Annotated in this window: 23 protein-coding genes and 1 tRNA gene; 12 read left to right on the forward strand and 12 right to left on the reverse strand. The window is 72.1% G+C overall.

Going from position 1 to position 25,601, the window contains the following annotated elements; all coding sequences use genetic code 11:
* Position 1 precedes the first annotated feature (1 nt).
* Positions 2-835, forward strand: a complete 834-nt coding sequence (locus tag ACIPFH_RS23330) for a triphosphoribosyl-dephospho-CoA synthase (protein ID WP_401828971.1) — start codon at positions 2-4, stop codon at positions 833-835.
* 398 nt (positions 836-1,233) lie between these two features.
* On the opposite strand, the gene ACIPFH_RS23335 is transcribed toward ACIPFH_RS23330, so the two are convergent.
* The 4 genes from ACIPFH_RS23335 to ACIPFH_RS23350 all read right to left on the reverse strand — a co-directional run bounded on the left by ACIPFH_RS23335 (position 1,234) and on the right by ACIPFH_RS23350 (position 7,205).
* Entirely contained in the window at positions 1,234-2,499 is a 1,266-nt protein-coding gene (locus ACIPFH_RS23335; protein ID WP_401828974.1) for an MFS transporter, read from the reverse strand.
* Positions 2,500-2,591: 92 nt separating this feature from the next.
* Positions 2,592-3,968: a PLP-dependent aminotransferase family protein gene (locus ACIPFH_RS23340; protein ID WP_401828976.1), complete on the reverse strand. Its 1,377-nt coding sequence runs from the start codon at positions 3,966-3,968 to the stop codon at positions 2,592-2,594.
* An 80-nt stretch (positions 3,969-4,048) separates the two neighbouring features.
* The gene (locus ACIPFH_RS23345) at positions 4,049-5,542 is read right to left on the reverse strand and encodes an aminopeptidase P family protein (protein ID WP_401828979.1); all 1,494 of its coding nucleotides are present in this window, start codon (positions 5,540-5,542) and stop codon (positions 4,049-4,051) included.
* 136 nt (positions 5,543-5,678) lie between these two features.
* A complete protein-coding gene (locus ACIPFH_RS23350) occupies positions 5,679-7,205 on the reverse strand; it encodes a PP2C family protein-serine/threonine phosphatase (protein ID WP_401829244.1) in 1,527 nt (508 codons plus the stop codon).
* Positions 7,206-7,729: 524 nt separating this feature from the next.
* Between ACIPFH_RS23350 and ACIPFH_RS23355 the strand changes: the two genes are divergently transcribed.
* Positions 7,730-8,395 carry a bifunctional DNA primase/polymerase gene (locus ACIPFH_RS23355; RefSeq protein WP_356246939.1) on the forward strand — a complete coding sequence of 222 codons (666 nt, stop codon included), beginning with the start codon at positions 7,730-7,732 and terminating at the stop codon, positions 8,393-8,395.
* A gap of 56 nt (positions 8,396-8,451) precedes the next feature.
* Positions 8,452-9,033: a hypothetical protein gene (locus ACIPFH_RS23360; RefSeq protein WP_401828982.1), complete on the forward strand. Its 582-nt coding sequence runs from the start codon at positions 8,452-8,454 to the stop codon at positions 9,031-9,033.
* Between the two features lie 279 nt (positions 9,034-9,312).
* Here the strand turns inward: ACIPFH_RS23360 and ACIPFH_RS23365 are convergent, their stop codons facing one another.
* The 3 genes from ACIPFH_RS23365 to ACIPFH_RS23375 form a co-directional block, all read right to left on the reverse strand.
* On the reverse strand, positions 9,313-10,278 hold the full coding sequence (locus tag ACIPFH_RS23365; protein ID WP_401828984.1) for a DUF5926 family protein: 966 nt from the start codon (positions 10,276-10,278) through the stop codon (positions 9,313-9,315).
* A 473-nt stretch (positions 10,279-10,751) separates the two neighbouring features.
* Complete coding sequence (locus ACIPFH_RS23370) at positions 10,752-11,390, reverse strand: ATP-binding protein (RefSeq protein WP_401828986.1); 639 nt, start codon at positions 11,388-11,390, stop codon at positions 10,752-10,754.
* A gap of 174 nt (positions 11,391-11,564) precedes the next feature.
* Complete coding sequence (locus ACIPFH_RS23375; RefSeq protein WP_401828989.1) at positions 11,565-12,401, reverse strand: glycerophosphodiester phosphodiesterase; 837 nt, start codon at positions 12,399-12,401, stop codon at positions 11,565-11,567.
* A gap of 283 nt (positions 12,402-12,684) precedes the next feature.
* Between ACIPFH_RS23375 and ACIPFH_RS23380 the strand changes: the two genes are divergently transcribed.
* The gene (locus ACIPFH_RS23380; protein WP_401828990.1) at positions 12,685-14,322 is read left to right on the forward strand and encodes a trypsin-like peptidase domain-containing protein; all 1,638 of its coding nucleotides are present in this window, start codon (positions 12,685-12,687) and stop codon (positions 14,320-14,322) included.
* A gap of 266 nt (positions 14,323-14,588) precedes the next feature.
* Positions 14,589-14,675 (forward strand) — tRNA-Ser (locus tag ACIPFH_RS23385).
* Positions 14,676-14,803: 128 nt separating this feature from the next.
* On the opposite strand, the gene ACIPFH_RS23390 is transcribed toward ACIPFH_RS23385, so the two are convergent.
* The 4 genes from ACIPFH_RS23390 to ACIPFH_RS23405 form a co-directional block, all read right to left on the reverse strand.
* Positions 14,804-14,965 carry a hypothetical protein gene (locus ACIPFH_RS23390; protein ID WP_401828993.1) on the reverse strand — a complete coding sequence of 54 codons (162 nt, stop codon included), beginning with the start codon at positions 14,963-14,965 and terminating at the stop codon, positions 14,804-14,806.
* A 419-nt stretch (positions 14,966-15,384) separates the two neighbouring features.
* Positions 15,385-15,669 (reverse strand): hypothetical protein, encoded by a 285-nt coding sequence (locus tag ACIPFH_RS23395; RefSeq protein ID WP_401828994.1) that lies wholly within the window; start codon positions 15,667-15,669, stop codon positions 15,385-15,387.
* A 192-nt stretch (positions 15,670-15,861) separates the two neighbouring features.
* On the reverse strand, positions 15,862-16,068 hold the full coding sequence (locus ACIPFH_RS23400; RefSeq protein ID WP_401828996.1) for a hypothetical protein: 207 nt from the start codon (positions 16,066-16,068) through the stop codon (positions 15,862-15,864).
* Between the two features lie 143 nt (positions 16,069-16,211).
* On the reverse strand, positions 16,212-17,105 hold the full coding sequence (locus tag ACIPFH_RS23405) for a bifunctional DNA primase/polymerase (RefSeq protein WP_401828997.1): 894 nt from the start codon (positions 17,103-17,105) through the stop codon (positions 16,212-16,214).
* Positions 17,106-17,467: 362 nt separating this feature from the next.
* On the opposite strand from ACIPFH_RS23405, the gene ACIPFH_RS23410 reads away from it, so the two are divergent.
* The 6 genes from ACIPFH_RS23410 (at position 17,468) to ACIPFH_RS23435 (ending at position 23,331) form a co-directional block, all read left to right on the forward strand.
* Positions 17,468-17,782: a hypothetical protein gene (locus ACIPFH_RS23410; protein ID WP_401829000.1), complete on the forward strand. Its 315-nt coding sequence runs from the start codon at positions 17,468-17,470 to the stop codon at positions 17,780-17,782.
* Positions 17,783-17,998: 216 nt separating this feature from the next.
* Positions 17,999-19,102: a bifunctional MaoC family dehydratase N-terminal/OB-fold nucleic acid binding domain-containing protein gene (locus ACIPFH_RS23415; RefSeq protein ID WP_401829003.1), complete on the forward strand. Its 1,104-nt coding sequence runs from the start codon at positions 17,999-18,001 to the stop codon at positions 19,100-19,102.
* Positions 19,099-19,512 carry a MaoC family dehydratase gene (locus ACIPFH_RS23420; protein ID WP_401829005.1) on the forward strand — a complete coding sequence of 138 codons (414 nt, stop codon included), beginning with the start codon at positions 19,099-19,101 and terminating at the stop codon, positions 19,510-19,512. Before ACIPFH_RS23415 ends, ACIPFH_RS23420 begins: the two co-directional genes overlap by 4 nt.
* Positions 19,509-20,678: a lipid-transfer protein gene (locus ACIPFH_RS23425; RefSeq protein ID WP_401829007.1), complete on the forward strand. Its 1,170-nt coding sequence runs from the start codon at positions 19,509-19,511 to the stop codon at positions 20,676-20,678. Before ACIPFH_RS23420 ends, ACIPFH_RS23425 begins: the two co-directional genes overlap by 4 nt.
* Before the next feature lie 309 nt (positions 20,679-20,987).
* Positions 20,988-21,536 (forward strand): SigE family RNA polymerase sigma factor, encoded by a 549-nt coding sequence (locus ACIPFH_RS23430; protein ID WP_401829010.1) that lies wholly within the window; start codon positions 20,988-20,990, stop codon positions 21,534-21,536.
* A gap of 142 nt (positions 21,537-21,678) precedes the next feature.
* A complete protein-coding gene (locus ACIPFH_RS23435; RefSeq protein WP_401829247.1) occupies positions 21,679-23,331 on the forward strand; it encodes a long-chain fatty acid--CoA ligase in 1,653 nt (550 codons plus the stop codon).
* 157 nt (positions 23,332-23,488) lie between these two features.
* Here ACIPFH_RS23435 and ACIPFH_RS23440 read toward each other — a convergent pair whose 3' ends face one another.
* Positions 23,489-24,649: an MFS transporter gene (locus ACIPFH_RS23440; RefSeq protein ID WP_401829012.1), complete on the reverse strand. Its 1,161-nt coding sequence runs from the start codon at positions 24,647-24,649 to the stop codon at positions 23,489-23,491.
* 343 nt (positions 24,650-24,992) lie between these two features.
* On the opposite strand from ACIPFH_RS23440, the gene ACIPFH_RS23445 reads away from it, so the two are divergent.
* Positions 24,993-25,574 (forward strand): TetR family transcriptional regulator, encoded by a 582-nt coding sequence (locus ACIPFH_RS23445; protein ID WP_356246969.1) that lies wholly within the window; start codon positions 24,993-24,995, stop codon positions 25,572-25,574.
* Positions 25,575-25,601 lie beyond the last annotated feature (27 nt).

Raw genomic sequence — 25,601 nt, forward strand, 5'->3', positions numbered from 1 at the left:
CATGACAAGCCGTGAGGACGAGGCGCTCGCGCAGGCCGCGGTGGCCGCGCTGACGGGGCAACTGGCCCTGGCTCCCAAGCCGGGCCTGCCCGACCCACGCGACCTGGCCGCCCGTGTCACCCGCAGGGACCACCGCGGGCTGCGCTGGTCGGCCAAGGCGCTCGCACCCGGCCTCGCGGCGATGGCCGCGGCCGCCCGCCGCACCGGCGAACCCACGCCCCGGCTCCGCGCGGAGCTGGGCGCCATCGGGAGGTGCACCGAGCACTCGGTGGGCCTCGCCGGCGGCGGGCACAGGGGTGCGCTGTGGACGCTCGGCCTGCTGGTCGCGGCGGCCGCCCTCGACACCCGCGCGCGAGGCGCCGAGGTCGCCGCGACCGCCAAGCGGATCGCCGCCCACCCCGACCGGGCCGCCCCACGACGCCCCTCGCGGGGCGCGACCGTCTCGGCGAAGTACGGCGCGGCCGGCGCCCGCGGCGAGGCGCGCGCCGGATTCCCGCACGTACGACGGGCCCTGGACGCGCTCGCCACGGCCCGCTCGGCCGGCGCGCACGAGCCCGAGGCCCGACTCGACGCGCTGCTCACCGTCATGTCCACCCTCCAGGACACCGAACTCCTGCACACCGCGGGCCCTCTGGGCCTGCGCCATGTGCAGGCCGGCGCCCGCGGCATCCTCGAGGCGGGCGGCACGGCGACCCCGGCGGGCCGCGCGGCCCTCACCGACCTGGACGCCGACCTCCACACGCGCGCGTGGAGCCCACGCGGCAGCGCCGGTCTGCTGGCGGGCGCACTCTTCGTGGACTCCCTGCCGGTGCCCGCACTCACCCGGGCGGCCTGAGTACGCCGGCGGCCCGGGGGTCCGGGGCGAGCCGCTCGACGCGGCTGAGCGCCGGTCCCGGTCGGCGCGCGGTGCCGGAAGACCGACGGCGGGCTCCGTCCCTCGCGCCCGTGTGCATGCGCCTGCGCGAGGGCGTCTGCGCGAGGGGCGTGCCCGGCCGCCCGGCTGTCTTCGTCGCGCCGTGCCCGCCGCAGGCGCAGCGGCGGGGGGCGTCGGTCACGCGGTGCTCAGGTGCCGGGCCCTCGGCACCTCCCCCTCGGGCAGCTCCGCCCACCCCCGGGCCGTACGCCTCCAGCAGGTCCGGGGACCATGAAGGCGTACGCCTCGAGCAGGTCCGGGGACCATGAAGGCGTACGCCTCGGACCGCCTGCCGCACGTGCCGCTCCGCGGTGGTGCTGTCAGCCGACCGGGATCAACGCCGCCGTCGGCTCCGGCCGCCGGACGGCGGCGGCCCGCCGGGCCGCCGGACCCATCGCGTACGACGCGGCGACCATCGCCGCGCCCAGCAGCAGCCAGCCCGGCGTGCCCCACTCGACCAGCAGCCAGGTCAGGACCAGCGGGCCGAGGGTGCGGGCCACCGTGACGCCGGTGCCGAACAACCCCTGGTACTCGCCGACACGGTCGGCCGGGGCCAGGTCGAAGGAGAGCTGCCAGGAGCCCGCGGACTGCCCCATCTCCGCCGCCACCTGAAGCACCGACCCCAGCACCAGCACGCCCGCCGCCACCCACGGTGAGGCTCCCGCGGACAGGGCGAACACCGCGCACGCGGCGCACATCACCCAGCCCGCACGACGCACCGCGCGCGTGGCGCTCGCCAGTCCCGTCACGCCACGCGCCGCGCGCACCTGGAACACCGTCACCGCGGCGGTGTTCAGCACGAACAGCGCGGAGACCAGCCAGGCGGGCGCCCCGGTCCGCTCGGTGATCCACAGCGGCAGCACGAGACTGAGCAGCGGCATCCGCAGCAACAGCACGGTGTTCAGCAGCGCCACGAGGGCGTACGGCCGGTCCCGCAGCACACCCAGGCCGCTCCCGCGCGGGCGGACTCCCCCGGGAGCCACCCGGGGCAGCCCGGCGAGCAGCAGCGCGCACACCAGGAAGCTCATCGCGTCGACCACGAACACCCCGAGGTACGCCGCCCGCGTCCCGGAGTGCAGCGCGAGCCCGCCGAGTGCCGCGCCCACCGCCAGACCCGCGTTCAGAGCCGCCTGGAGCCGCGCGAGCAGCCCCGTCCGCTCCCCGGCGGGCACCAGGCCGGCCAGCAGGGCCTGCCGGGCCGCCGCGAGCCCCGACTGCGCGGCGGCGTACCCGCACGCCACGACAACGAACGGCACGAACCCGCGCACGAGCGTGAAGGACGCCACCGCGAGCCCGGTCGCGAGCGCCAGCAGCACCGCCGTCCCGCGCGCCCCGCGCCGGTCGGCCAGTCGCCCCAGTGGCACCCCGGCCAGCGAGCCGACCGCCCACCCGAGGGTGAGCCCGAGCCCCACGCGCGCGGGGGCGAGACCGATCACCTGGGTGAAGTACAGGGCCGACGTCGTGTAGTACGCGCCGTCCCCGACCGAGTTGCTCAACTGGGCGAGAGCGAGCAGACGCCGCGGGGAATCCCGCCGCGCGGGACTCTGCCTCGGGGGAGTCTTGCTCGGGGGAGTCTTCGTCGTCATACAGAGGACGCTAGGGAACCGGTGGGCCGCTCGACAGCACCACTTCAGCGGCTTTTCAGTGGTCCAATCCGGCGCCTTGTCCAGGCGTCGACTCAGCCGCCGTCCAGCACCTTCACCAACACGTCGAGTGCCTCCGGATACTTCCGCTCGCCGGGAGTCCCGTAGCCCACGACCAGCCCCTGCGGACGTCCGCCGGGGCCCTCGCCGGGTTCGTGCCAGTGCTCGCCGAGACGGCCCACCGCCAGCCCCTCCGCCTCCGCGCGCGCCAGCACCTCCGCCTCGTCGCCGACCTCCACCAGGGCGTGCAGGCCGGCCGCGATCCCGCGTACGCCCCGGCGCGCCCCGACCCGGTCCAGGAGCAGGTCCCTGCGGCGGCGGTAGCGCAACCGGCACGCGCGCACATGACGGTCGTAGGCGTGGCTGTCGATCAGCTCGGTGAGCGCGAGCTGCCCGATGGACTCGGTGTGGTGGTCGCTGTGCAGCTTGGCGTCGGCGACCGCGTTCACCAGCCTCGGCGGGAGCACCATCCAGCCGAGCCGCAGCGCGGGCCCGAGCGTCTTGGAGGCGGTGCCCAGATAGACGACCTGCCCCGGCGCCATCCCCTGGAGCGCGCCGACCGGCTGCCGGTCGTAGCGGAACTCCCCGTCGTAGTCGTCCTCCACGATCAGCCCGTCACGCGCGCGTGCCCACTCCGTCAGCGCCCGTCGCCGCCCCGGGTGCAGCGTCACGCCGGTCGGGTACTGATGCGCGGGCGTGACGACCACGGCTCCCGCATCGCCCAGTTCTCCGACGCGCACCCCGCGCTCGTCGACCGGCGCCGGCGTCACGGTGCCGCCGTTGCGTCGTACGACCTCGCGGTGGAAGGGCAGCCCAGGGTCCTCCATCGCGATGCCGGCGCTGCCCAGCACGCGCGTGAGGAGCGCGAGGCCCTGCACGTATCCGGAGGTGATCACGATCCGTTCCGGCGGCGCGATGACGCCCCGCGCCCGCCCCAGGTACCCCGACAGCGCGGTGCGCAGTTCGATGCGGCCGCGCGGGTCGCCGTAGTCGTACGCCGGCGAGGGCGCCGTCGCGATGGCCCGGCGCAGCGCGCGCAGCCAGGCCGCGGCCGGGAACGCCCCGACGTCCGGGCTGCCGGGCCGCAGGTCGAAACGCGGCTCACGCGCGCGTGCGGCCGCGTCCGGCGGTTCGGCGGCGAGGGACGGCAGGGCCGCGACCCGGGTGCCCGAGCCCTGCTGCGCCGTCAGATAGCCCTCGGCGACCAGCTGGTCGTAGGCGGCCTTCACCGTGTTGCGCGAGATACCGGTCTCGGCCGCGAGCCGCCGGGTGGCCGGCAGCCTGCTCCCGGGCGCCAGCCGCCCCTCCCGTACGGCGTCCCGCAGAGCCCGCTCCAGGCCGGCCCGCCGCCCCTCGGCGGCATCCGGCTCCAGGTGCAGGTCGACGCCGACACCGGACCAGAAGTCGTTCACGCAGTCCCCCTGGACAGAAGCGTCACCCGGGCATGTGAGTGGCCGGGCACCCACCAGTACCCGGCCATCGATCGCCGATGTCAGCCCTTCAGCGAAGCCATCCAGGCCTCGACCTCGTCGGAGCGGCGCGGCAGACCGTCCGACAGGTTCCGGTTGCCGTCCTCCGTGACGAGGATGTCGTCCTCGATGCGGACGCCGATCCCCCGGTACTCCTCGGGCACCGTCAGGTCGTCGGCCTGGAAGTACAGCCCGGGCTCGACCGTCAGCACCATGCCGGGCTCCAGCGTCCCGTCGACGTACGACTCCACGCGCGCGGCGGCGCAGTCGTGGACGTCCATGCCGAGCATGTGACCCGTGCCGTGCAGCGTCCAGCGGCGCTGCAGACCGAGCTCCAGGACCCGCTCGACCGGGCCCTCGACCAGGCCCCACTCGACGAGCCGCGCGGCCAGCACGCGCTGTGCGGCGTCGTGGAAGTCTCGGTACTTGGCGCCCGGCCTGACGGCCTCGATACCGGACTCCTGGGCCTCGTACACGGCGTCGTAGATCTTCTTCTGGATCTCGCTGAAGCGGCCGTCGACCGGCAGCGTGCGCGTGACGTCGGCGGTGTAGTACGTGTGCGTCTCGACGCCCGCGTCGAGCAGCAGCAGGTCGCCGGAGCGGACCGGGCCGTCGTTGCGCACCCAGTGCAGCGTGCAGGCGTGCGGGCCGGCGGCGGCGATGGTGCCGTAGCCGACGTCGTTGCCCTCGACACGCGCGCGGAGGAAGAACGTGCCCTCGATGTAGCGCTCGCTGGTCGCCTCGGCCCTGTCGAGGACCTTCACGACGTCCTCGAAGCCGCGGACGGTCGAGTCGACGGCCTTCTGGAGCTCGCCGATCTCGAAGTCGTCCTTGATCAGCCGGGCCTCGGAGAGGAAGACGCGCAGTTCGGTGTCGCGTTCGGCGGTGACCTTGTCGGTCAGGGCCGCCTCGATGCCCGCGTCATGGCCGCGCACGACCCGCACCGGGCCGGTGGCCTCGCGCAGCTTGTCCGCCAGCTCGCGCACGTCGGAGGCCGGGATGCCGTACAGCTCCTCCGCCTCGGTGAGCGAGTGCCGGCGGCCGACCCACAGCTCGCCCTGACCCGACAGCCAGAACTCGCCGTTCTCGCGGTCGGAGCGCGGCAGCAGGTAGATGGTCGCCCTGTGGCCGTCGGCCTCGGGCTCCAGGACGAGGACGCCGTCCTCGGTCTGGTTGCCGGTCAGGTACGCGTACTCGACGGAGGCGCGGAAGGCGTACTCCGTGTCGTTCGAGCGGGTCTTCAGGTTGCCCGCGGGGATCACCAGGCGTTCGCCCGGGAAGCGCGCGGAGAGCGCGGCGCGGCGGGCGGCGGTCTCGGCGGCCTGGGCGATCGGCTCCAGGTCACGCAGCTCCGTGTCGGCCCAGCCGGACTTCATGCTCTCGGCCAGCTCGTCGGACACGCCCGGGTACAGACCGTTCTTCCGCTGCTTGATGGGCTCCTCGGACTCAGTCTCCGGGCCCGCTGCGGTAGCAGCATCATCCGGCACAGCCGGGGTGAGCTCGTCGGCCACGGTCATCCTCCTTGATACGGCACTGGACCCCCACCATCGTACGGTCGTACGTAAGGGGGCCCAGTGGCGACGGACCTGTTGCCAAGCCGGTCACCCGATGTCACCGCCGCGCTGCTCGAAGCGGGGCGGGGACACCGCCGCGCTACTCGAAGCGGGCCGCCAGCAGCACCACGTCCTCCTCGCTGTCCCGCTCGGCCGCTCCGTCCGGCAGGAGGGTGCGCAGCACGTGGTCGGCGATCGCGCCCGGGTCGCGCCGCAGGGGCTTCGGTACCCCGGCGGCGGCCGCGTGCAGCCGGGCGAAGGCGCGGTCGGCGGGGTCACCGGTGCGGTGCAGCAGGCCGTCGGTGTAGAGCAGAACCGTCTCGCCGGGCTCGGCCTCCAGTTCGACGCTCGGCGCCTCCCAGCAGGCCAGCATGCCCAGCGGGGCGGAGACGGAGGTCTCCACGAACTCCGTGCGCCGCTCGCCGAGCAGCAGCGGCGGGCAGTGCCCGGCGCCTGCCAGGGTGATCTTGCGCAGGGCGGGTTCGCAGTAGGCGAACAGCGCGGTGGCGGACCGCGCGGGCTCGGTCAGCCGCAGCAGCAGCTCCAGGTCGGACAGGACCGCGACGGGGTCCTCGCCCTCCATCACGGCGTACGCCCGCAGGGATGCGCGCAGCCGGCCCATCGCGGCGACCGCGCTCGCCCCGGACCCGGTGACGGACCCGACGGCGAGACCCAGCGCCGCGTCCGGCAGCGGCAGCGCGTCGTACCAGTCGCCGCCCCCGCGCGGGCCGGTGTGGTGCCGGGCGGCGAGCTGGACGCCGGGCACGCGCGGCAGGCGGGAGGGCAGCAGCTCCTCGGCCATCGTCTTCATGCACGCGCGTGTGCGTTCGATCTCCAGCAGCCGCGCCAGGTGTTCTGCGGCGTACCGGACGTACAGGCCGACCAGATGGCGCTGGCGCTCACCCGGCTCTGCGGGCTCGTCGTAGAGCCATACGGCCGCGCCCAGGCGGCCGTATGCACCCTCCGCCTCCAGGGGCAGCGCGTAACTGGCGGCGTAGCCGAGGCGGGCGGCCACCTCCCGGTGGCGGGGGTCCAGGCCGTCCTCCGCGAACAGGTCGGGCTCGGCGATCTCCCCCTCGCCGCCGGGCAGCCCTTCGAGGATGCGGCCCAGTGCCAGGGCACTGCGCGGCACCGTCTCGATGTGTCCGAGGTCGGCGCGGCCGAGACCCAGGCCGATCATGGTGTCCGGCCCGAGCCGGTCGGCGGGCTCGAGGACGACGAGACCGCGCCGGGCGCCCACGAGGGCGGATCCGGCGCGCAGCAGCTCCTGGAGGGCGTCCGGCAGTGCGTCCGTGCGGGCCAGGCGTTCGGTGAGTTCGTGGAGGGTGGTGAGATCGGAGACCCAGCCGGCGAGCCGGTCGGTCAGCAGAGCCCCCGGCCCCGAGGAGCCGGAGGAGGCCGCAGGGACCGTCGGGGTGCCCGGGACCACGGGCGCGGGCGCGACAGTGTGTGCGGGTGAGGGAACCGTTGAATCGATTCCAGCCACTTTCGGAGGGTGAGGGGCGTTCATGGCGTCCGGCTCTCGGACCGGAGCGTATTGCTCAAAAGCATCGCAAACCCCCATGTCATTCTGCGCCGCTAGCGGTGTCTCCACATGTACACGCACTCGTGAGGGGATGTCCAGCATTGTCCTGCTGGGCTTGCTGGTGTCCGTGGGGTCTTTGGGAGAATCGGGCACAGTTCTTCCGGCTCCCTTGCGTAACTGTAAACTTGGCTTAAAACTGCCTCGGGTAACGGGTGATTGCGGTCGACTGGGCTTGCTCCACGGAGCGTCACAACGGTCGTGATGGGTACGTACTCGGTAAGGGCCAGGGGTCGTTGGGAGCTCGTAGGGAGCCTCCCGGAACCTGGTGACCGGCCCGGGCGTCATAGTCATCGACGACCGTGCCCCATCCTCCCGTGGCGGAGGCGAAGAGAAATACGTGCGACGTTAAACGCCAGACTTCGCCACCCCACGCCACGCCCAGGCATTAGATGGACGCAAGTCGGACGAAGTGGCCGCGGAAGCGGCGACCGCTCGACCCTGACGGGTTCCCCTTGTCCTGTACAGGGGTGTGATGCGCCAACAGGTACGCACAGTGAAGTGATCGACACATGATGTGATGTGGCCCACGGTGTTGCCAGCGGTGCAACGGAAAGGAACGAGCGCTCATGCGCGAGATCCTCGGAAAGCGACGCAGGCTCCTGTCCCAGTCCAGCGACAGTGGACCTGAGTTGATCGACTCGGCCCTGACCTTCGCGACGGAATGGCAGTGGCCCGTCCTCCCGGGCGTGACGGCGGACCCGCAGGGGCGTTCCCGCTGCGGCTGTCCCGACCCGGAGTGCACGGTCCCCGGTGCTCACCCCTTCGACCCCGGCCTTCTCGCGGCCACCACCGAAGCGCGCATGGTGCGCTGGTGGTGGACCAACCGGCCGGCCGCACCGATCATCCTGGCCACCGGGGGTACGGCCCCCTGCGCGGTCAGCCTCCCCGCCCTGGCCGCCGCGCGGGCCCTCGTGGCGCTCGACCGGCAGGGCATCCGCCTCGGCCCGGTCGTCGCCTCGCCCACCCGCTGGGCGGTCCTCGTCCGGCCGTACACGATGGAGCAGCTGGGTGAGTTGCTCTATGCCAAGGACTTCGTCCCCGGCTCCCTGCGCTTCCACGGCGAGGGCGGCTACATCGCCCTGCCCCCGTCCGAGACGGGCCGCGGCGACATCCGGTGGGAGCGCGCGCCACTGCCCGGTTCGGCCTCCCCCTGGGTGCCCGACGTCGAGGCCGTGGTGGACGCCGTCGTCGACGCCCTCACTCGTACGGGTGTGAGCGCACCCGAGTTGTAGGGGTGTCGGGCGCGCGCCGGACGGGACGCCGGCGTTCGCCCTCTATCTTCCGCTACATGAACCTTCGTCTCCTCGCCCTCGGGGGCGCCGTGGCAGGCGCGATCGCGCTGCCTCTGGCCATGGCGTCCGCGGGGCCGGTCGGCGACGAAGGACGTACGGCCGACGTGGCCGAAGCGGCCCGTACGCGTGCTGCCGCCGAAGCGGCCGGTACGCGCGCCGCCGACGGTACGGATCCCAAGGCGCCCCCGGTCGCGCCCTCCCGGTCCCCGCTGCTGCTCGGCCTGGGGCTGGCCACCGCCGCCCACTGCGGTCCCGAACTCACCTCCTCGGACGGCGTGGAGGCACAGACCTGCGTGCTGTCCCAGGGTGAGGACACCTGGGCGCGCACCTACTACCGAAACGTCACCGGGCGCGCCCTGGAGGCCTTCCTGAGCCTCATGGGGCCTGCGGGCCGCACCGTGCAGACGCGCTGCGCGGTGGGCTCCGAGGACGAGCCCGGAACGTGCGAGACACCCCGTGAGCCGACCCGGGGCGGACCGGCGGCGTACACGGCGGTCACGGAATTCGCCCGAGCGGCCGGCAATGGACCGCTGCTGCTGCGCTCCGGGAGCAACTCGCAGTCGGACACGGGCAGTTGACACGCAGGCGCAACGTGTGAACGCGGCCGGACATGAAAGTACCCGGTTGCTGGCGACGGGGGATGCACCAGCAACCGGGCAACTCGAACGGTAACAAGAGATCCCGCTTACGCAAATTCGATCTCTTGTTTTCATCGGTATTCCGGACACCGCCGAAACGGCGCTTTCTGGCTCCGACTCACCTTGCGCGTACGGCAGTTGTGAGCGGTGTCACGCCGTCCGACGAGTCGGGCAGAGCCGACCGATCGGTCAGTCCCGCCGGGTTCCCGACCCTGTGCGTCAGCTGAGCGTGACCTGCCGGTTGGTCAGGCCGCCTCGCGCGCGACGCTCGTCGGGTGTGAGCGGAGCGTCCGAGGCAAGGGCGACGGCGAGCCGCTCGGCGAACTCGGTGGCCGGCTTCTCCACGTCGTCCGCGGTGACCGCGCTCGGCAGGTCCCAGACCGGCACCGTCAGGCCGTGCGCGCGGAAGGAGCCCACCAGACGCGTGCCCTCCCCGAGGCTCGAGCGGCCCGCCGCGTGCAGCCGCGCGAGGGCGTCCAGCAGCTGCTCCTCCGGGTGCGGCATGACCCAGCGCAGGTGGTTCTTGTCCGGCGTCTCGCACCAGTACGCGGCATCCACGCCGGTCAGCTTCACGGTCGGGATCGCCGCGGCGTTGGCCCGCTCCAGGGAGGCGGCCACCTCAGGCGCCGCGTTCTCCGGGTCCGGCACCCAGAACTCGAAGCCGCTGTGCACAACTGGCTCGAACGTGCCTTCGGCGTCGAGCAGATCCTGCATACGCGGGCCGTCGGCCGGGGCGCGGCGTGCCTGCACCGGAGTGCCGGGGTCCGCGGCCAGGGCCCGCCGCAGGGTGTCGGCCAGGTCCCGGCTGATGTCGCCCGACGGCGTGTCGTTCTGCAGACCGAGCAGCACCGAGCCGTCGTCGCGGCGCAGGGCGGGCCAGGCCATCGGCAGCACCGTGGCGAGCGTGACCGACGGGACGCCCTCGGGCAGGCCGCCCTTCAGCGTCAGTTCGACCGTGGCGGCGGGCACCAGCTCGCGCAGCGCCACCCAGTCGCCCTCGCCCGGCAGGCCCTCGAAGGGCCGCTGCACCAGCTCGGTCACGGCATGCGCGGCGGCCCGGCCGTGACAGGCCTTGTAGCGGCGGCCACTGCCGCAGGGGCAGGGCTCCCGCGCGCCGACGACCGGGATGTCCGCGTCGGTGAGCTGCGGCCGCTTGGCCTTCGTCTGGGGTCGCTTCTTGGCCACTGGGTGTCTCCCGGGTACGGCTCGTCTGGTACGGCGGGAGCCTAGCCGTTCCTACGCTCCGTCACGGGAACCTGTGGACAACGCGTGGGCCGTGCACGACCCGAGGGCCCCGCGCGGACGGCGGGCGCCGTCGGAAAGCCACACGCGCGCGGCCATGACTGGCGCCCCGGGATGACGCCGGGCGAACGGTGCGGGGGCTGCGGACGACGCGGAGGCTGCGGACGGTGATCCCGCCGTCCGATTCCCTCCGTTTCCGTCTGGCGCAGTTCCTCGCCGGCCCCTTTCCTGGCCGTCTCCTGGCCCTTCGCGGCCGTCGCCGGTACTTGCCCCGCGCCCTCCGGTCAGCCGCCGGCCGTCGTCGGCTCTTCCCGGGGCCTGCCCCGGCTGTCGCCGGGGTGGGTGGTGATCGTGGGTGGTTCCCTGCCCGGCCCTCCCCGGCCCGCGTCGGCCCTGGTCCGCCTACGGGACAACCCTCAGTCCAGGTCGTCGAACGCGTCCGCGAAGTCCAGGCCGGGCATCGATGCCACCGACGGGGCCGCGACCCGGGACGCGAAGTCGTCGCGTCTACAGCCGGCGTCGGGGTCGTAGACGTCCGTGTGGACGACGACCCACACCGTGACCTCGCCACGGGCGTCGTTGCGGACGCCCCAGTCGTCGGCCAGCGCCGTGATGATGTTGAGCCCGCGGCCGCCGTGCGCGGTGACGGAGGGGGTGGCGGGGGCCGGGCGGGTCGGGCCGCCGCCGTCGGTCACCTCGACCAGCAGCCGGCCGCCCGGATCGACACGCCAGGCGGCCCGGACGTCGCCGTCCCCGGCCAGGGCGTCGCCCAGTGGCCTGCCGTGCTTGCACGCATTGCTCAAGAGTTCGGAAAGGATCAGTACGGCGTCGTCGATGACCGATTCCGACACCCCGCCACCGCGCAACTGATCGCGCATGCGGTGTCTCGCGTTCCCCACGCCCGCAGGGCCATGGGGTACGGCCATGCTCGACGACGCGGGCACATCCTGTGCCACCACCAACGCCACCCCCGAGACCTCCTTCGCCCCACGCCACGGTGTGGATGCCCCATTGGCCTGTACCGGAAACCGGCCAATGCGGCCCCGGCGACGCATTCGTAATGATCGAACACGGACCGAACGCGCCGGAGCACTCCCTGTGAGGGGCCTGTCAGTGAGTGGCTAAATTTCGACGGTATGGCTGAGAACGGAGGATGCTGTAGCCGCGCTGTGTGGTCAAGAGGTGTGGATGGGACTTCTGTGACTTCTGTGACTTTCTCCGGTCGCGGCTCAGCGGCCCAGCCGGCGAAGTACCTCGCGCGGGCGGTTGGTGATGATGGCGTCGACGCCCAGCTCCAGGCAGAGGTCGACGTCCTCGGATTCGTTCACGGTCCACACGTGCACCCGATGGCCGGCGCCCTTCAGACGCTCGATGTACGCCGGGTGGTTGCGCACGATCCGGATGGAGGGGCCGGCGATCCCGACCCCCGCGGGCAGTCGCCCGTCACGCAGCCGGGGCGAGACGAACTGCATCAGGTAGACCGTCGGCACGGTGGGCGCGACGGCACGCACGCGATGCAGGGAGCGGGCCGAGAAACTCATGATCCGAACCGGGGACTCGGCCGCCGAGGCCGGCGCGTCCAGGCCGAACCGCTTCAGCAGCACCAGCAGCCGCTCCTCCACCTGTCCGGCCCAGCGCGTCGGATGCTTGGTCTCGATGGCCAGCTCCACCCGGCGCCCCGCGTCGGAGACGAGCTCCAGCAGGCGCTCGAGGGTCAGGACGGAGGTCTCCGCGCGGTCCTCGGGCCTGACCTCCCAGTCGGGATCCTCCTCGCGCGCGTGCCAGGCCTCGCGGGCCTCCCGCGTCTTCCAGGAGCCGAAGTCCAGCGCCGCGAGGTCGGCCAGTTCCAGGGCGGACACCGCCCCGCGGCCGTTGGACGTACGGTTGACGCGACGGTCGTGGACGCAGACGAGATGGCCGTCCGCCGTCAGCCGTACATCGCATTCGAGGGCGTCCGCCCCGTCCTCGATCGCCTTCTTGTACGCGGCCAGGGTGTGCTCGGGGGCCTCCTCGGAAGCTCCCCGATGGGCGACGACTTGAATGTGGTGCTGCCGTGCGTGGGTCACCGCGTCATGGTGCCACCGGCGCCCCGTCGTCTGAGAACCCTCTGAGATGTTTCGACGATGCGTGCTTATTGTTCGTAATGACCCATATAAGGAATGGCCAAGGACCCACAGCCACCGCTTATGGTGCTCTGACGGCCCGTGGGAAAAGCTGAGACGTGCAAAAGCACACGCACAGCTTCAGCGCGCCGGGTCGACGAGAAAGCGTGCGAGAAAGCGCGACGAGCGCGGACAAGCGTGACCCAGTGTGACCGACGACAACAGCCGTGGATCGAGGAGAAGAGCTGTGAGCACCGAGAACGAGGGCAAGAGCGAGGGCACCCAGGTACCCCCGGCCCCGTCCGCACCCCCCGTGCCGGTGGAATCTCCCTCGGCCTCCCCGCAGGCGGCCGCGCCCGACGCCGGCGCGCCCACGACTCCGCTGCCGGCGACGCCCGCGCAGGCACCGGAAGCCGGCCAGGCCTCCGCGGCGGCCGCACCCGAGGGCCACTGGCCGCCGCCCACCGCGCCCCAGGGAGCCCCGGCCCCGGCCGACGGCAACTGGCCGCCACCGACCGCTCCGCAGGCATCCCCCGCACCGCAGGGGGCCCCGGCCGCGGCCGACGACTGGCCGACCCAGGTTCCCGCGACACCGCTGTACGCGGACTCCGGCGCGGGCACGCACGCGTACGGCGCCGGCGGCCAGGCCGCCGGAGAGGTCGGGTCCGGCGGGGCCGGTGGCCCCGGTGGCTTCGGCTTCGGTGGCCCGGGTGGTCCCGAGGGAACCGCCTGGGGCGCCTCCTACCAGCAGCCCCAGCCCAAGTCGGGTCGCGGCCGCGGCGGGCTCGTCGCCGCGATCCTGGTCGCCGCGCTGGTCGCGGGCGGCCTGGGCGGCGGCCTCGGCTACACGCTGGCCAAGAACGACGACGACACCGGCTCGACCACCGTCTCCGCCTCGACCGACGGCGGTGCCGTCAAGCGCGACCCGGGCACGGTCGCCGGGGTCGCCGCCAAGGCGCTGCCCAGCACGGTCACCATCCAGGCCGAGTCCAGCAGCGGCGAGGGCGGAACCGGCACCGGCTTCGTCTTCGACACCCAGGGTCACATCGTCACCAACAACCACGTCGTCGCGGACGCGGTGGACGGCGGGAAGGTGACAGCCACCTTCCCGAACGGCAAGAAGTACGACGCCGAGGTCGTCGGGCACGCCCAGGGCTACGACGTCGCCGTCATCAAACTCAAGAACGCCCCCTCGGACCTGAAGCCGCTCGCCCTCGGCGACTCCGACAAGGTGGCGGTCGGCGACTCGACGATCGCGATCGGCGCCCCCTTCGGCCTGTCCAACACGGTCACGACGGGCATCATCAGCGCGAAGAACCGCCCGGTGGCCTCCAGCGACGGCACCAGCAGCGCCGCCTCCTACATGAGCGCCCTTCAGACGGACGCCTCGATCAACCCGGGCAACTCCGGCGGCCCGCTGCTGGACGCCTCGGGCAATGTCATCGGCATCAACTCCGCGATCCAGTCCACCGGCAGCGGCGGCCTGGGCGGCACCGCCCAGTCCGGCTCGATCGGCCTCGGCTTCGCCATCCCGATCAACCAGGCCAAGTACGTCGCCCAGCAGCTGATCAAGACCGGCGAGCCGGTGTACGCGAAGATCGGCGCGTCCGTCTCCCTTGCGGACTCCTCGGCCGGCGCGAAGATCACCGAAACGGCCGAGGGCGGCGCCTCCGCGGTCGAGTCGGGCGGCCCGGCGGCCCAGGCAGGCCTCAAGCCCGGTGACGTCATCACCAAGCTCGACGACATGGTGATCGACAGCGGCCCGACCCTCATCGGCGAGATCTGGACCCACCAGCCCGGCGACAAGGTGGCGATCACCTACGAGCGCGACGGCAAGTCCCACACCGTCGACCTCACCCTCGGTTCCCGCAAGGGCGACAGCTGACACCCAGCACGACCCGAGCCCCCGCCCCTCCGACCCACGCGCGCGTACCTCCCCGGTCCAGCTCCGACTGACCCCCACGCGCGCGTGCCCACCCGCCACTCCTGCGCCCGCGCCGCCGATCACCGGCGGCGCGGGCGGCCAGCCCGGGCAAGGCGGGGTTCCGGCCGCGGGAGGGCGGCGGTAGAACGCGGCATGGTCCCTCGCACCCGAGCAGCGCCCACGCCCGGTACGCTGTACCCGCTCCGCCCCAGGTGGGCCGGGGCGCGGGTGGGTTGCCCGAGCGGCCTAAGGGAACGGTCTTGAAAACCGTCGTGGCAGCGATGTCACCGTGGGTTCAAATCCCACACCCACCGCAGGTGAACGGCCCCTGACCAGGTGCATCGGTCGGGGGTCGTTCTTGTGAGCGTCGTTCACCCGTGACCGCTGTTCCCCGCTGTCCCGACCGGACGCGTGCGGGGGGGCCACGTCGACTGGGCCGCCTCTAGAAGGCGAGCAGCCCGGCGAGCGCCAAAGCCGCCACCGCATAGAAGACCCGCAGCTTCCTCCAGCCCGGACCCGAAGCCTGGCGGGTCAGTTCCCAGATGCCCACGAGGCTGCCACCGAGGCCCAGCACGCTCCGCAGCAGGAAAACGGTGGTGTGCACAGGGCACCCTCCAGGGGCCTTCGAACGGAGGGGAAGGCTACCCCCTGAGTGCGGTCGCGTGGATGGCCGGCCCGAGTTTGAAGGCCGGTGCGGTGCCCCGCAGCGATTTCGTACGGCCGCCTTGTACAGGGCGTACGAGGTCACTACGGGGCTCTCCGAGGCCGCCGTTCCCCGTCGATCCCCGAATGCATGGAGTCGTCATGTCTGCCCCAAGTGGCGATGCGCTGTCATCAGGCGCTACAGGAGTGTGGCAGGAGGGAGTGGACCGGGCTGCGGCCCTCTCGACGCGAACTGCCGGCAGGACGGTCGCTGGGGTCTGACCACCTGGTCAGTCGGTCATCCGGGGCTGGTGGTGGGCGGCTGCGGTTGGTGGGGTCGCTGTACCTGGCTGTGCTGTACTTCCCGCGTAGTAACTGCCGTTACTCGCCTGGTGGGATCCGCACGAAACCCTCGGTCCAGGTGTCTTCGTCGAGTTCGTAACCCTCGAGGACGAAGCACTCCGGTTCCTCCTGGAAGCCCGGCAGCAGCCTGGCTCGCTTCCTGCGCTCCTCTGCACGCTCCCGTGTCGAGTAGATGCCGAGCAGTTTCACGTCGTCGCCGTCCTGCTCGTCGACGAAGACGCCGCCGTCGTCGACGTGGACGGTCGACTGGTTGTCGCCGGCCTCGTTCTGGTGGCCAACATGCCAAAGCGGGTACACGATCACGTTTCCGAAGCTATCAGCGCTTGCGTTGAGTCAGGTCCTCAGCGATCTTGAAACCGTCGTGGCAGCGATGTCACCGTGGGTTGAAATCCCACATCCACCGCACGTGAACGTCCCCTGACCAGGTGAATCGGTCGAGGGGTCCTGTCTGCGCACCGGCGGAGCACGTGGCACGACGCCGGGTCGGAGCGGGTCCTACAGCTTGTCGTCGCGTGCCAGGATCAAGCTGATCGAACCGTCCTCGAGGTTGAAGCCGCTCTCAAGGTGCTCGTGGTAGCCGTCCTGGAGTTCGGGAGCGGCGAGGCCCACGAGCCGCTCGGCCAGGTCCAGCAGCCCGGCGGCGTTGCCCGCGACGGTGATTTCGGTGGCTGAGCCGTACACCTTGATCCGAGGTTCATCCATGTGGTCACGCTACGCGGCAGGCGGCAGGCGGCAGGCGGCAGGCGGCAGGCGGCAGGCGGCAGGCGGCAGGCGGCAGGCGGCACGCGGACGCGTCCGTTCTGCGCGTGAGCGCTCCGCGTCGGCGCGGGCGCGCCGGGGTGCTGTCACGGGTCAGGGTGGTGTGTGGTCATGCGTGCGGCCGACGCGATCGTCCCCTGTGCCTCCCGTGTCGTGAGGCCGGTTCGTACGGCGGCGTCGATCAGGTCGTCGGTCAACTCCGGTCCGATGCCGTCCTCGTAGGCCCGGCACGCCGCCCAGAACAGTCGTGTGTTGCGTTGCCCTTCGTGCGCGGCCAGGACGAACTGGACCAGGCCCCGGCCGTGCGCGCCGCCCGCCGTGGAGCCGGGCCCGGGGCGGGGGGAGCGCGGCGGCGGCAGCAGCAAGCCCAGGAGGGAGCGCGGGCAGGGTGCGGGGATGAGGTGGTCGGTGCCGGGGGCGGTGGCGTAGACGCCGTGGGCGGTGCGGGAGCCGGGGCCGACCAGGTAACCGCCGGCGCCCCGGATGTCGATGCCGGGGGCCAGGCGGCCGGCCGAGTTGGGGACGACGACGTCCGGCGGGCCGGTGAGCCAGAGGTGACGGCCGCCGGACGGGGTGAGGACGACGACCGTGGGCGGGATGGTGAACAGATGGCGCAGGGCCAGTTCGCGCAGGGCGGCGGTGGAGTCCGTGTCCGACTTGGTGTCGAGGTCGACGCCGATGAGGTGGTGCGGGGACAGGCCGCAGGCGATGCCGTAGCCGGTGGCCCAGGGCGCCGCGGCGAACAGTTCGCGGATGCGGACCGGGTCGGTCGAGGCGTCGTACACGCCGTGGCCGAAGCGGCCGCACTCGCCGTGGCACGGCGGTCCCGCCGGTTCGGGGGCGTCCCGGTGGGGGGAGCGCAGGGCCGGGAGTTTCGTCCGGGACAGGGGGATGACGGCCAGGCCGCGTTCGGCGGCCGACAGGGCGTGGGCGAGGGCCAGCATGGTGGCCTGCCGGGAGTACCGGTCGGTGGTGGCCATACCTCCATGGTCGTACGCATGTTCGAAAAAGGGAAGGGCGGGTGCGGTTCGACGCGCCGAGGGCAGGGTCGGCGGCCGGAAAAATGCCGTAACGCTTCGTCACTTGCGGGGCCCGGCGGATCCGTGCCTGACTTGCCGGGGATTGTGGTGTACCGGGCAGGAAAGGTGATGCTAGGGGTTTATCTACTTGTCATCACGCTTGAGTGGGAATCACGGCTTGCGGGGTGGTTCGCCGGGGATTCGGTGGGCAACCCTGGTCTCGCGACGTCGTGACCAGCGCCGGGGCGGTCGGCCAACTGCCCAGGTAAAGCCGTACTTCATGCGCTTCGGGTACTCACTTACTTCCGTTCTGGAGGAACAACATGGCAAGCATCCGTACCGCTCGCGCCATCGCCGCCGTCTCCGCCCTCCCGCTGGCAGCCGCCCTCTTCACCGGCGTCGCGGTGGCGGACAACGCCGGCTTCGCGGACGACGGATCGAACGCGGGTGTAGCGAGCATCACCGGCAGCGGTGTCGGGCGCGACAACAGCGGCAACTCGGCCACCACGCAGCAGAACGCCGTCGGATCCGGTGCCTCGAACCAGAGCAATACCGCGCAGGTCAACGGGTCCGCGTTCACCGCGGTCAACCAGGGCAACAGCACCGTGGCGGTCGCCTTCACCCCGCTGTGGTGGTGAGCTGACAGGGCCGGCGTCCGGCGCCGGCCCCGGGGGGAGTTGCGCGCCGGATGGGCTCTGTGGGGTGGGGACGCGTCTGCGCGGTGGTGCTTCGGTACCGCCGCGCAGGCGCTTTTCGTACGCGGAAGTGACCTTGACAGCCGTCCGTATCTGACGGACAGTCAGAAACTGTTCCCGGTAAGCCCTGTGAGCCCTTTCCGCGGAAGGAGTACGGCCGTGGCAGACGAGCTCCACGCGCGGCTCAAGGCCTACGAGGATTGCCCCGCGGCGGTCGCCGGCGTCGGCCGCGACCCTGTCAACGCGCCCATGATCCGGCACTGGTGCGAGGCCATGGGCGACCGGAACCCCGCGTACACCGGCCCCGGCGCGATCGCCCCGCCCACCATGCTCCAGGCGTGGATCATGGGCGGCCTGAGCGGTCATGAGGGGCGCGCGCAGGCCTATGACGAGTTGCTCTCCCTCCTCGACGAGGCGGGCTGCACCTCGGTCGTCGCCACCGACTGCGAGCAGGAGTACGCGCGTCCTCTGCGGCCGGGTGACCAGGTCGCCTTCGACACGGTGATCGAGTCGGTCTCGCAGCGGAAGACCACCAAGCTCGGTACCGGGTACTTCGTCACGACCCGGACGGACGTACGCGTGGGCGAGACGCTGGTCGGCACCCACCGCTTCCGCATCCTCAAGTACGCACCGACCGGGCCGACCGGGCGGAGTCAGAAACCGCAGGGGCCCCCACGAGCCCGGGAGCCGCAGGAGGCGCAGGAGGCGAGGGAGAGGCAGGACACGCCAGAGACGCAAGAGAGGCAGGAGGCGCAGGAGACGAAGGCGGTCGATGAGGCGAAGGGGGGCGACGAGGCGAAAGGGGCCGGGGCGTCGGAGCGGCGGCCACGTCCCGTCGTCAACCGGGACAACGCCGGTTTCTGGGAGGGAGTGCGGCTCCACCGTCTCCTCATCCAGCGCTGCACCGCCTGCGACACCCTCCGTTTCCCGTGGCTCCCCGGGTGCAACGCCTGCGGCTCGGCGGAGTGGGACACCGTCGAGGCGGGCGGCGAGGGCACGGTCTTCTCGTACGTCGTCATGCACCACCCGCCCTTTCCGGCCTTCTCCCCGCCCTACGCGATAGGGCTGATCGAACTCGCCGAGGGCGTCCGCGTCATCAGCAACGTGGTCGACGTGCCCTACGACAAGGTGCGGATCGGCATGCCGGTGGAGCTGGAGTTCCGGACCTACGACGACGGGAGCGGTGGGCACGAGGGGCACGTCGGGGGCGACGAGCTGGTGCTGCCCGTCTTCCGGCCGCGCGCGACGGAGGTGGCCGCGTGAAGGCCGGTGACGAGCTGCCGCCGCTGGAGATCGAGGTCACCCGCACCCTGATCGTCGCCGGCGCCCTCGCCTCGCGGGACTACCAGGACGTCCACCACGACCCCGAACTGGCCCGGCACAAGGGGTCCCCCGACATCTTCATGAACATCCTCACCACCAACGGCCTGGTCGGCCGCTACCTCACCGACCACTTCGGCCCCACGGCCGTGCTCCGCAAGGTCGCCATCCGGCTCGGGGCGCCCAACTATCCGGGAGACACCATGGTGTTGAGGGCCAGGGTCGAGGAGGTCGACGGAGACACCGTCGTGGTGCGGGTCACCGGGGACAACGGGATCGGCAGACACGTCACCGGCACGGTGACGCTCGCCGTCGCCGCTGCTGTCACCGTCCCGCCGGGAGGCGCGGGGTGAGCGTACGGACGCGGGACTCCCTCGGCGGCCGGGCCGCGATCGTCGGCATCGGGGCCACGGAGTTCTCCAAGGACTCGGGCCGCAGCGAACTGCGACTGGCGGCGGAGTCGGTGCGGGCGGCCCTCGCCGACGCGGGACTCACGCCCGCCGACGTGGACGGGCTGGTGACGTTCACGATGGACACCAGCCCGGAGATCACCGTGGCGCAGGCCTGTGGCATGGGCGAGCTGTCCTTCTTCTCCCGGGTCCACTACGGCGGCGGGGCGGCCTGCGCGACCGTGCAGCAGGCGGCGCTCGCCATCGCGGCGGGTGTGGCCGAGGTCGTCGTCTGCTACCGCGCCTTCAACGAGCGGTCGGGGCGCCGCTTCGGCTCGGGTGTGCGGCACCGCGAGCCGTCGGCGGAGGGCACGGCGCTCGGCTGGACGCTGCCGTTCGGGCTGCTGACCCCGGCCTCCTGGGTGGCGATGGCGGCGCAGCGGTACCTGTACGCGTACGGGCTGACCCCGGAGGACGCGTTCGGGCCGGTCGCCGTCACGGCCCGGCGGCACGCGGCGGGCAACCCGGCCGCCTACTTCCACGGCCGGCCGATCACCCGCGCCGAGCACGCGGCCTCCCGCTGGATCGCCGAGCCGCTCAGGCTGCTGGACTGCTGCCAGGAGACGGACGGCGGCCAGGCGCTGGTCGTCACCTCGGTGGAGCGGGCCCGTGACCTGGCGCATCCGCCCGCCGTGGTCACCGCGGCCGCCCAGGGCGCCGGACGGGCCCAGGAGCAGATGACCAGCTTCTACCGCGACGACCTGACGGGCCTGCCGGAGATGTCCGTGGTCGCCCGGCAGCTGTGGCGCAGCTCCGGGCTGGCGCCCGCCGACATCGACGTGGGGATCCTGTACGACCACTTCACGCCGTTCGTGCTGATGCAACTGGAGGAGTTCGGCTTCTGCGCCCCCGGTGAGGCCGCCGCCTTCGTCGTGGAGGACCGGCTGCCGATGAACACCCACGGCGGCCAGCTCGGGGAGGCCTACCTCCACGGGATGAACGGTGTGGCCGAAGCCGTACGGCAGCTGCGCGGCACCTCCGTGAACCAGGTCCCGGGGGCGGCCAGGACCCTGGTGACGGCGGGCACGGGGGTTCCGACGTCGGGCCTGGTCCTGACCTCGGACGGATGAGCACCCGGTCTTACTGACTGCGGACGGATGAGCACCGGTCCTGGGCGACCTCGGACGGATGAGCACCGGTCGTGAGTGACCTCGGACGACGGATGAGCACCGGTCCTGACCTTGGGCGGACGAGCATCGAGGACCAGCACCCAGGACAGGCGCCGAGGATGAGCACCCAGGGGTCATCCCGTAGTAGTCGCCGCCCTCTCCTCCACCTTCAGGAGGTGGGGCGGGCACCACCCCTACAACCTGAGAGGGACTTCGCTTCGGGACCTGCGGCCGATCCGCCCGAGCCGGCCCCGAACCTAGCGTGGAGTCATGACCACACCCGTCTGCACCAGCGCTTCGTACGGAATGACGCGGCCCTCTCCGTACCCGTCCTTCGCGTCGTACGTCAGGGCCCGTCAGCCGGTGCTGCTGCGCACCGCACGGTCGCTGACCGCGAACCCGAGCGACGCGGAGGACCTCCTGCAGACCGCGCTCACCAAGACCTACGTCGCGTGGGAGCGGATCGAGGACCACCGGGCGCTCGACGGCTATGTCCGCCGGGCCCTGCTGAACACCCGTACGTCGCAGTGGCGCAAGCGCAAGGTCGACGAGTTCGTGTGCGACGAGCTGCCGGAGCCGGAACCGATCGCCGAGGCGGACGATCCGGCGGAACGGCAGGCGCTGCACGACGCCATGTGGCGGGCGATCATGAAGCTGCCCGCGCGGCAGCGCGCGATGGTCGTCCTCAGGTACTACGAGGATCTCAGCGAGGTCCAGACGGCCGAGGTGCTCGGCGTCTCGGTGGGCACGGTGAAGTCGGCTGTGTCGAGGGCGCTCGGCAAGCTGCGTGAGGACCCTGAGCTGGTGCTTGTTCGATAGCGCGCCGACATGGTGTTTTGACCCGGGCTTCAACGTGACCTGATCGATCATCGTCACCTAGTGACATACCGCGCGGTATGTGCGCAGAATCAGCACAACCGTTACCACCGCGTAGGCAATGTCGCCGCCCTGGGAGGACGCCGTGCTGAGCACCATGCAGGACGTACCGCTGATCGTGACCCGCATCCTCGAGCACGGTGTGCTGGTGCACGGACGGTCCCAGATCACCACCTGGACGGGCGGCGAGCCGCAGCGGCGCAGCTTCGCCGAGGCCGGTACCCGGGCGGTGCAGCTGGCGAACGCTCTGCGCGACGACCTCGGCGTCCGCGGCGACGACCGCGTGGCCACCCTGATGTGGAACAACGCCGAACACGTCGAGGCGTACTTCGCGATCCCCTCCATGGGCGCCGTGCTGCACACCCTCAATCTGCGCCTCCCGGCCGAGCAGCTGGTGTGGATCGTCAACCACGCCGCCGACAAGGTCGTCATAGTCAACGGATCGCTGCTCCCGCTGCTCGCGCCCCTGCTGCCGAAGCTGCCCACGGTCGAGCACATCGTGGTCTCGGGTCCGGGTGACCGCTCGCTCCTCGACGGCGCCCACGCGCGCGTGCACGAGTACGAGGAGCTGATCGCGGACAAGCCGAAGACCTTCGACTGGCCCGAGCTGGACGAACGCCAGGCCGCCGCCATGTGTTACACCTCCGGGACCACGGGCGACCCCAAGGGCGTGGTCTACAGCCACCGTTCGATCTACCTGCACTCCATGCAGGTGAACATGGCCGAGTCGATGGGCCTGACCGACCAGGACACCTCGCTCGTCGTCGTCCCGCAGTTCCACGTCAACGCCTGGGGACTGCCGCACGCGACCTTCATGACCGGCGTCAACATGCTGATGCCGGACCGCTTCCTGCAGCCCGCCCCCCTCGCCGAGATGATCGAGAGCGAGAGGCCCACGCACGCGGCCGCCGTCCCCACGATCTGGCAGGGCCTGCTGGCCGAGCTCACCGCCAAGCCGCGCGACGTCTCCTCCCTCACCCAGGTCACCATCGGCGGATCGGCCTGCCCGCCCTCCCTCATGACCGCGTTCGACGACCTGGGCATGCGGGTCTGCCACGCCTGGGGCATGACGGAGACGTCCCCGCTCGGGACCATCGCCCGGCCGCCGGCCCACGCGATCGGCACCGACGAGGAACTCGGCTACCGCCTCACCCAGGGCCGCTTCCCGGCCGGCGTCGAGGGCCGCCTCACCGGACCCGGCGGCGAACGCCTCCCGTGGGACGGCGAGTCCGCGGGCGAGCTGGAGGTGCGCGGCGGCTGGATCGCCGGCGCCTACTACAACGGCCCCGACGCCGAACCCCTGCGCCCCGCCGACAAGTTCAGCGAGGACGGCTGGCTGAAGACGGGCGACGTCGGCACCATCTCCCCCGACGGCTTCCTCACTCTCACCGACCGCGCCAAGGACGTCATCAAGTCCGGCGGCGAGTGGATCTCGTCGGTGGACCTGGAGAACGCGCTGATGTCCCACCCCGACGTCGCCGAGGCCGCCGTCGTCGCCGTCCCGGACGAGAAGTGGGGAGAGCGTCCGCTGGCCACGGTCGTCCTCAAGGAGGGCGCCACCACCGACTTCGAGTCCCTGCGCGCCTTCCTCGCCGCCGAGGGCCGGATCGCGAAGTGGCAGCTCCCGGAGCGCTGGACGATCATCGAGTCGGTCCCGAAGACGAGCGTGGGCAAGTTCGACAAAAAGGTGCTGCGCAGGCAGTACGCGGAGGGGGAGCTGGACATCACCCGGCTCTGAGCACCGTCGCGGCTCCGCTGTGGATGCGGCAGCCCTCGCGGCAGCCCTTCGGCCGCCGCCGCTGCCGCCGCCGCTGCCGCGACGGCCGGCGCGTCCGTTCGCGTGAGTACGCCGGGCGGGGCAGCACCTCGCGGCCCCTGCCCGGCGTACGCCGTCCTCACCGTCGTACGGCCGTGGTCGTCCACCCGAGGATCAGCCACACCCCCGCGACCGCGACGACGCCTCCCCAGCCGAAGTGGGTGAAGGCGAGGCCGGCCAGGGCCGAGGCGGTGGCGCCGCCGGCGAATCCCGCGACGACATAGGCGCTGTTGGCGGTGGCCGGGGCGGAGGTGGTCGTCAGGGCCAGGGTCTGGTTGGCGACGTGGGAGGCGACCAGAGCCGCGTGGATCACGATCGCGGCCGCGAAGAGCGCCACGAGCACCTGCCCGCCCAGCCAGAACAGCGGGACCGAGACAGCGGCGAGAAGGTACGCGTTGCGTACGACCTTCGCGGCGCCGAAGCGGTCGACCAGGCCGCCCGCCAGCGGTGCGACGACGCTGGCGGCCAGTCCGAAGAGGCCGAAGAGTCCGGCGGTCGCGGTCGACAGGCCGTACGCCTCGCCGGTCAACAGCAGCGCGAGAGAGGTCCACAGAGCGCTCCAGGCGCCGTACATCCCGGCCTGTCGCACGCAGGCCCGCCACAGGTCGGGTGAGCGCCGCACCAGACCCGGCATCGCGGTGAGACCGGCGAAGAGGTGGCCCTCGCGCGGACGGCGGTGTTCGGAGGGAAGGGCGGCTGCCGTCAGCAGGCCCAGGAGCGTGGTGAGGGCGGCCGCGCCCACGAACACCGTCCGCCAGCCGAAGGCCTGTCCGGCCAGTCCGCCGAGGACGCGGGCGGCGACGATGCCGGTGAACAGCCCGGCGATGACGGCGGCCACGTGCCGGGCGCGCCGGTCGGTGGGCGCGCGCTCGGCGACCAGCGGCACGAGGAGCTGCGGGACGACGGTCGCGGCCGAGGCGAGGAGCACGGCGGCCGCGAGGGCGGCGGTCCCGGTGGCCATGGCCCCGGCGACCAGGGCCGCCGTGGTGACCAGGGAGAGGACGGCGACCAGCCGGCGCCGGTTCACGCGGTCGCCGAGCGGGGCGAAGAAGAGCAGCCCGGCCGCGTAGCCGAACTGGGCCACCGAGGCGATCCAGGCCACCGCCGAGGGCGTCGAGCCGAAGTCGTGGGCGATGAGGGGGAGCAGCGGGGCCGCGAGGTAGATGTTGGCGGCCGTCACGGCGGTGCAGAGAGCGATGAGGACGAGGAGGAGGTTCCCGCGGCGGTCGGTGGCGGCCACCGAGGGGACGCGCACCTCACCGGTTCGACCGGACCGTTCCGTCCGACGGGACCGTTCCGTTCGACCGGAGCGTTCCGTTCGACCGGCCCGCCCGGACTCTGTGGCTTTCCGGGTTTCCCGGGTTTCCCGGGCTGTCCGGTTTCCGTGGTCTCCGAGGTCTTTCCGGGCTTCGTGAGTCTCTGTGGCTTGGGACGGCATGGCGGGCGGTACTCCTTCGACCGGCTCTGACAGCTGGCTACCCGGCAACTAACCAGTTGGTTGGAACGGAGGGGGAACAGTCTGGGGCGAGCCTGAATTCCCTGTCAACCAACTAGTTGGTTACTTCCCTCGCTACGATGTCCCCATGGCAACCACCAGGGATCCCGAGGCCACCCGAGCCCGGATCTTCGACGCCGCCGTCACGGAGTTCGCCCGCTACGGCATCGCGGGCGCCCGCATCGACCGCATCGCCGCCGAGGCCAAGGCGAACAAGCAGCTCATCTACGCCTACTTCGGCAACAAGGCCGAGCTGTTCTCCCAGGTCCTCGGCCGCCGCATGGTGGACCTCGCCGCCGCCGTCCCCGTGGACCCGGACGACATCGAGGGCTGGCTCGACCGGCTGATGGACTACCACGCGGCCCATCCCGAGCTGCTGCGCCTCCTGCACTGGGAGGGCTTCGAGTACGGCGTCGCCGAGCTGCCCGACGAGGCGGAACGGCAGGAGCACTACGCGCTCAAGGTCGCCGCCATGCAGGACGGCCAGGACCGGGGAGTGATCTCCGACGCGATCCCGGCCCGCGACCTCTTCTTCCTGCTGATCGCGATGGCCAACTGGGCCGCCTTCGTGCCCCAGATGAGCCGCATCCTGGCGGGCTCCGAGGACACCGACCGCGACCGCCTGCGCGCCTCGATCAAGGAGGCGGCACGGCGGATGGTCGCGCCCTAGCGACGGCCGGCGCCGGCTCGTGAAGGT

This window comes from Streptomyces sp. NPDC088157 (genome assembly GCF_044741545.1).
In the GTDB taxonomy this organism is placed as follows: domain Bacteria; phylum Actinomycetota; class Actinomycetes; order Streptomycetales; family Streptomycetaceae; genus Streptomyces.

Coding starts and splice junctions, on each gene's coding strand:
- ACIPFH_RS23405 (WP_401828997.1), bottom strand. CDS start 17,105: ATGGCCACCACCGACCGGTACTCCCGGCAGGCCACCATGCTGGCCCTC.
- ACIPFH_RS23370 (WP_401828986.1), bottom strand. CDS start 11,390: ATGCGTCGCCGGGGCCGCATTGGCCGGTTTCCGGTACAGGCCAATGGG.
- ACIPFH_RS23335 (WP_401828974.1), bottom strand. CDS start 2,499: ATGACGACGAAGACTCCCCCGAGCAAGACTCCCCCGAGGCAGAGTCCC.
- ACIPFH_RS23350 (WP_401829244.1), bottom strand. CDS start 7,205: ATGCTGGACATCCCCTCACGAGTGCGTGTACATGTGGAGACACCGCTA.
- ACIPFH_RS23410 (WP_401829000.1), top strand. CDS start 17,468: ATGGCAAGCATCCGTACCGCTCGCGCCATCGCCGCCGTCTCCGCCCTC.
- ACIPFH_RS23400 (WP_401828996.1), bottom strand. CDS start 16,068: ATGGATGAACCTCGGATCAAGGTGTACGGCTCAGCCACCGAAATCACC.
- ACIPFH_RS23355 (WP_356246939.1), top strand. CDS start 7,730: ATGCGCGAGATCCTCGGAAAGCGACGCAGGCTCCTGTCCCAGTCCAGC.
- ACIPFH_RS23445 (WP_356246969.1), top strand. CDS start 24,993: ATGGCAACCACCAGGGATCCCGAGGCCACCCGAGCCCGGATCTTCGAC.
- ACIPFH_RS23430 (WP_401829010.1), top strand. CDS start 20,988: ATGACCACACCCGTCTGCACCAGCGCTTCGTACGGAATGACGCGGCCC.
- ACIPFH_RS23345 (WP_401828979.1), bottom strand. CDS start 5,542: ATGACCGTGGCCGACGAGCTCACCCCGGCTGTGCCGGATGATGCTGCT.
- ACIPFH_RS23330 (WP_401828971.1), top strand. CDS start 2: ATGACAAGCCGTGAGGACGAGGCGCTCGCGCAGGCCGCGGTGGCCGCG.
- ACIPFH_RS23360 (WP_401828982.1), top strand. CDS start 8,452: ATGAACCTTCGTCTCCTCGCCCTCGGGGGCGCCGTGGCAGGCGCGATC.